Origin of the sequence: Pseudomonas sp. P7758 (genome assembly GCF_013386485.1) — a bacterium.
Lineage (GTDB): Bacteria > Pseudomonadota > Gammaproteobacteria > Pseudomonadales > Pseudomonadaceae > Aquipseudomonas.
The window spans coordinates 1-4767 of record NZ_JACARS010000106.1; the positions used below are offsets into that span (position 1 = coordinate 1).

At 60.9% G+C, this 4767-nt stretch carries 4 protein-coding genes; all 4 read right to left on the reverse strand.

What is annotated here, in order from left to right; genetic code table 11:
* Nucleotides 1-39: 39 nt before the first annotated feature.
* The gene (locus HX873_RS22315; protein WP_102369001.1) at nt 40-843 is read right to left on the reverse strand and encodes a hypothetical protein; all 804 of its coding nucleotides are present in this window, start codon (nt 841-843) and stop codon (nt 40-42) included.
* Between the two features lie 144 nt (nt 844-987).
* Nucleotides 988-1335, reverse strand: coding sequence for a DUF2493 domain-containing protein (locus HX873_RS22320; RefSeq protein WP_102606046.1), 348 nt, complete (start codon nt 1333-1335; stop codon nt 988-990).
* A 31-nt stretch (nt 1336-1366) separates the two neighbouring features.
* Nucleotides 1367-1570, reverse strand: coding sequence for a hypothetical protein (locus HX873_RS22325; protein WP_256349340.1), 204 nt, complete (start codon nt 1568-1570; stop codon nt 1367-1369).
* Between the two features lie 59 nt (nt 1571-1629).
* Nucleotides 1630-4344, reverse strand: a complete 2715-nt coding sequence (gene mgtA / locus HX873_RS22330; RefSeq protein ID WP_023658814.1) for a magnesium-translocating P-type ATPase — start codon at nt 4342-4344, stop codon at nt 1630-1632.
* Nucleotides 4345-4767: the final 423 nt, after the last annotated feature.

A 4767-nucleotide genomic window follows, 5' to 3' on the forward strand; every position in this document is an offset into this window, starting at 1 on the left:
GGAGCAAGCTCCCTCGCCACTGGGATCATCGTCTGCGGGTTAGAACCGCAGTGTGGCCCCCGTCGTGAGCCATTGATGCTGATCCCCGATCAAACTGCGTCCTACCACCAGGTCCACGTCCACATTCTTGCCGATATGCATCCTCGGCCCGGCTTGCCACGCCTGGTCGCCGCCTTGCTGGCCGTAGCGTTCGGCGATCAGTGTCAGTGAGTCCATCAGGCTGTATTCAAACCCGGTGCCCCAGGTCGGCCGATGGGTCTGGTCGCCGTCGTTATAAGCGTGGCTCCAGCCGGCGTTGAAGTTAAGCCGCAGGGCCTCCATGGGCTGCCAGGTAAACGGCACATTCAAGTCCGCGCCATCAAACGAGTGCCGGCGGTTCAGCGCGTAATGCACGCCGGCAGACGCGGCCAGTTCCAGGCCCAGGTCTTCCCGGGCCCACAACTGCGCCTTGAGCTGCGGATTCACTTGGGTTTCGCCGTCGCCATCATGGTTGGCCCGGGACACGGCGGCAGTCCACTGCAACCACGCAATGGCAGCGGAAGTGCAGGCCGGCGCCAGGGTTTCACTGTGGGTTGAGCCAGCGTGCCGGTTGGCGGTGAACCAGGCGTCGACATTGCATTCGCCCGGGGCGTTGATTGCGCCGTCGTCGACCACGTAGGAGCCGCCTGCCGCATGGGCATTCGACATCAGGCTGAGCACCAGCACGATGCCCGCGGTCACGCCGACGAAAATCAGGTTGCGCCGCACTGCCCGAAGCTTGGAGGCGGGCAGGGGATGGAAGGTAACGTGGGTGGTGCGGTTGCGGTATTTGGCGAAACCGTCAGGGGTGTGTTTCTTGTACATGGTGAACCTCGATCAACAGCCGGTGGCGCGCCCCGACCGGACTTGGCAGGGACGCGCCGTGTTTCAAATAGAAAAAAGTGTGCAACGGGGTACCGCTACAACGGGGTTCTTCGTTCATGCCTGGATACTCCAATAAGGGTTGATTCAGCTGTCTACAGTCAGCACATGGATGCCACTGGCCCTGGCCTGGCTCACCAGTTCCGAGGTGTCGTCGCCACCGGGCAACGCGATGATCACGTCGGGCCGGCTGTCGGTGAGCATGAACTGGTTGCGATGGCGTTCGGCCTGCTTGCCATGGCGTTGCCAGTTGGGTGGGTAACGCACCACATCCACTCCGGTTTCCCGGGCCCAGTCTTCCACGTCGCTGCCCAGGAACTGGCTGCCACCGTGGATCAATACCTGCACCGGGCGCAGGCGGTGGTAGGCGTCCAGCACCTGGCGAGACATTTTTGTATCGGCGTAATGACGACCTGCACAGATCAAGATGCGCATGGTGATCTTTCCTTGTAGTGCGTATTGCCATTTATCGACGCGGGCGCAGCAAGCGGATGCACGTACTGTTTAAGGTGCTGGAAAACCCCAGCATGAAGCGCATTTCCACGGCGCTGAGCACGTTGCGCGCGTACAGCCGTACGCCCAGCACCATCACCGCCTTGGCCGCCTGGGCGAGGCCGTACACCAGCAGCGCGCGAGCAGCGTTGTCGAGGTAGCTCATAAGTGTGTTCATTGTCTGTCTCCGCGTGCACTGGCTATCTACCGATAGCCAGCGCTTTCAGGGGCGGTTGATCAGTACCACTGCTTGAAGCGGCGGATGTAGAGGGTTTTCATCAGTTGTGCCACGCAGCAGTAGGCGACCAGGGTGCCCACCAGCCATGGGAAGTACGCCAGTGGCAGCGGCTCCAGGCCAACCATCGCGCCCAGCGGCGAGAACGGTACGTAGATGCCCAGCCCGATCACGATGCAGGTCATCATCATCACCGGCCATGCGGCGTTGCTCTGGAAAAACGGGATCTTGCGGGTGCGCAGCATGTGCACCACCAGGGTTTGCGAGAGCAGCCCCTCGATGAACCAGCCAGACTGGAACAGGGTCTGCATTTCCACGCTGTTGGCCGAGAACACGTACCACATCAGGGCAAAGGTGGTCATGTCGAAGATCGACGAGGTCGGCCCGATCCAGATCATGAAGCGGCCAATGTTTTTCGCGTCCCACTTGCGTGGCTTGGCCAGGTATTCCTTGTCCATCTTGTCCCACGGCAAGGCCAGCTGGGAGATGTCGTACATCAGGTTTTGCAGCAGCAGGTGGATCGACAGCATTGGCAGGAACGGGATGAACGCACTGGCCACCAGCACCGAGAACACGTTGCCGAAGTTGGAACTGGCGGTCATGTTCAGGTACTTCATGATATTGCCGAAGGTCTCGCGGCCTTTCAGCACACCTTCTTCCAGCACCATCAGGCTCTTTTCCAGCAGGATGATGTCGGCGGATTCCTTGGCAATGTCCGTCGCGCTGTCCACCGAGATGCCCACGTCGGCATCCCGCAAGGCCGGAGCGTCGTTGATGCCGTCGCCGAGGAAGCCCACGGTGTGGCCGTTGGACTGCAAGGTCTTGAGCACCCGCGACTTCTGCAGCGGCGTCAGCTTGGCGAACACCGTGCGCTCCTCGACCCGCAGCTTGAGGGTGGCGTCGTCCATCGCTTCGATTTCCGTCCCCAGCAACGGTACGCCTGGCTCCAGGCCGACCTGGCGGCAGATCTTGCTGGTGACGATGGCGTTGTCGCCGGTGAGCACTTTGACCGCCACGCCAATTTCGCGCAGGGCAGCGATCGCCGGGCCAGCGGTTTCCTTTGGTGGATCAAGGAAGGTCAGGAAACCACGGATCACCAGGTTGCGCTCATCGGCCGTGGTGTACTGCTTGCGGGCGAGTGCCTGGGGAATGTTGCGGGTGGCCAGCACCAGCACCCGGAAGCCGTCTTCGTTGTAGTCCTGGGCAATCGCCAGCAACTCGTTGCGACGCCGATCATCCAGCTCGACGGCCACGTCGCCTTCCATCACGTGGGTGGAAATGCTCAGCATCTCCTCGACCGCACCCTTGCACACCAGCAGGTGATCGTTTTGCGCGTCCTTGACCACGATCGACAGGCGACGGCGAATAAAGTCGAACGGCAACTCATCCACCTTGCTATAGGCAAACGGCACCTGGAACTTCGGATTCTGCTCGGAGAACTGTACGACCGCCTGGTCCATCAGGTTCTTCATGCCGCTCTGGTGATGGCTGTTGAGCCAGGCGAGGGTCAGCACTGAATCATCACGGTTGCCAAAGGCGTTGACGTGGTGCTCGAGGATGATCTTGTCCTGGGTCAGGGTGCCGGTCTTGTCGGTGCACAGCACGTCCATCGAACCGAAGTTCTGGATCGCGTTGAGGCGCTTGACCACCACCTTGCGCTTGGCCATGGCGGTTGCACCCTTGGCCAGGTTGGCGCTGACGATCATCGGCAGCATTTCCGGGGTGAGGCCTACCGCCACTGCCAGGGCGAACAGCAACGCGTCGCTCCAGTCACCCTTGGAGAAGCCGTTGAGGAAGAACACGATCGGTGTCATTACCAGCATGAAGCGGATCAACAGCCAGCTGACGCTGTTCACCCCGCGGTCAAATGCGGTTTGCACTCGGGAGCCGACAATCGCCTTGGCCAGCGAGCCAAAGTAGGTGCGCGGGCCGGTGGCAACCACCACGGCTTTCGCCCGGCCGCTGACCACGTTGGTGCCCATGAAACAGATGTTCGGCAGGTCCAGCAGGTTGCCCTGGTCGGCCGCCGTGGACGTGGCGGATTTTTGCGTCACATCCCCGAGGGTGTCGTACTTCTCTACCGGCAAGGCTTCGCCGGTCAGCACGGCCTGGCTGATGAACAGGTCACGGGACTCGATCAGGCGGATGTCGGCCGGGATCATGTCGCCGGCAGACAGTTGCACGATATCGCCGGCCACCAGGTCGCGCATCGGCACTTCCCGCAGGGTCGGCTTGGAGCCCACTTGCTCGCGACGCAACACCGTGGCGGTGGTGCGCACCATGGCCTTCAAGGCTTCGGCGGACTTGGCCGAACGATGCTCCTGCCAGAAGCGCAGCAGGCTGCTGAGCATGACCATGGTCATGATAATGATGACCTTGGTCAGGTCGGCTTCTTCACCGGCCTGCAGTGGCAGCCAGTAGTCAGTGAAGAAACTGATGGCGCCGAGGGTCAGCAGCACATAGATGAACGGGTTGTTCAGGGCCTGGAGGAATTGCACGATGGCGTGAGGCGGCTTGTCGTGGGCCACCTCGTTGTAGCCTTCACGTTGCAGGCGAGCAGAGGCATCCAGTTCGGTCAGGCCATCCTTGGTTGCCCGGACATTGGCGAGGGTTGCCGAGAGGCCGTTCTGGGCTTCGCGGGCGGCACGCATCGACAGCTTGGTGTCGGTATCCGTGCCGTTTTTCTTGTGCAGTTTCGGGTTTTTTACTGCGCTCATTGTGTGTACTCCTGTCGCCAATTTTTCGACAAAACATACCCGGTACTTACCTGATGACAGGCGAGCGAAAGCATGCCGAGTCGCTGACTTCGCGATCGGTTTAAATAAAGTGTTGGGTAACTTTCTACAGGCCCGCTAACAGCGCGTTAGTTAACTAACGCGCAGCGGGCTACTACTGGCTTCGTCCATAGAGAACTCCAGCTAATCAAGTAACGGATAATCAGGAAGTTGCTGTTTCCAGCTGGCTTAAGCCGCGCGAGCGTCCACGTAGAAGCTCAGCATCAGGCTCGCTTGCGCGACCAGGCTGGAAACGTCCCGTCTCTGTGGGTCTTGAGGGTCGGCGTGATCCCATTGCTGGACCAGGTGGCCGGTGGTGGGGCAGATACGCCAGTGTGCCCGGGGAGTCGGGCACACTGGCGTATC

Bases quoted from the DNA above. Each gene is read 5' to 3' on its own strand.
- HX873_RS22315 (WP_102369001.1), bottom strand. From the start codon at position 843: ATGTACAAGAAACACACCCCTGACGGTTTCGCCAAATACCGCAACCGC.
- HX873_RS22320 (WP_102606046.1), bottom strand. From the start codon at position 1,335: ATGCGCATCTTGATCTGTGCAGGTCGTCATTACGCCGATACAAAAATG.
- HX873_RS22325 (WP_256349340.1), bottom strand. From the start codon at position 1,570: ATGAACACACTTATGAGCTACCTCGACAACGCTGCTCGCGCGCTGCTG.
- mgtA (WP_023658814.1), bottom strand. From the start codon at position 4,344: ATGAGCGCAGTAAAAAACCCGAAACTGCACAAGAAAAACGGCACGGAT.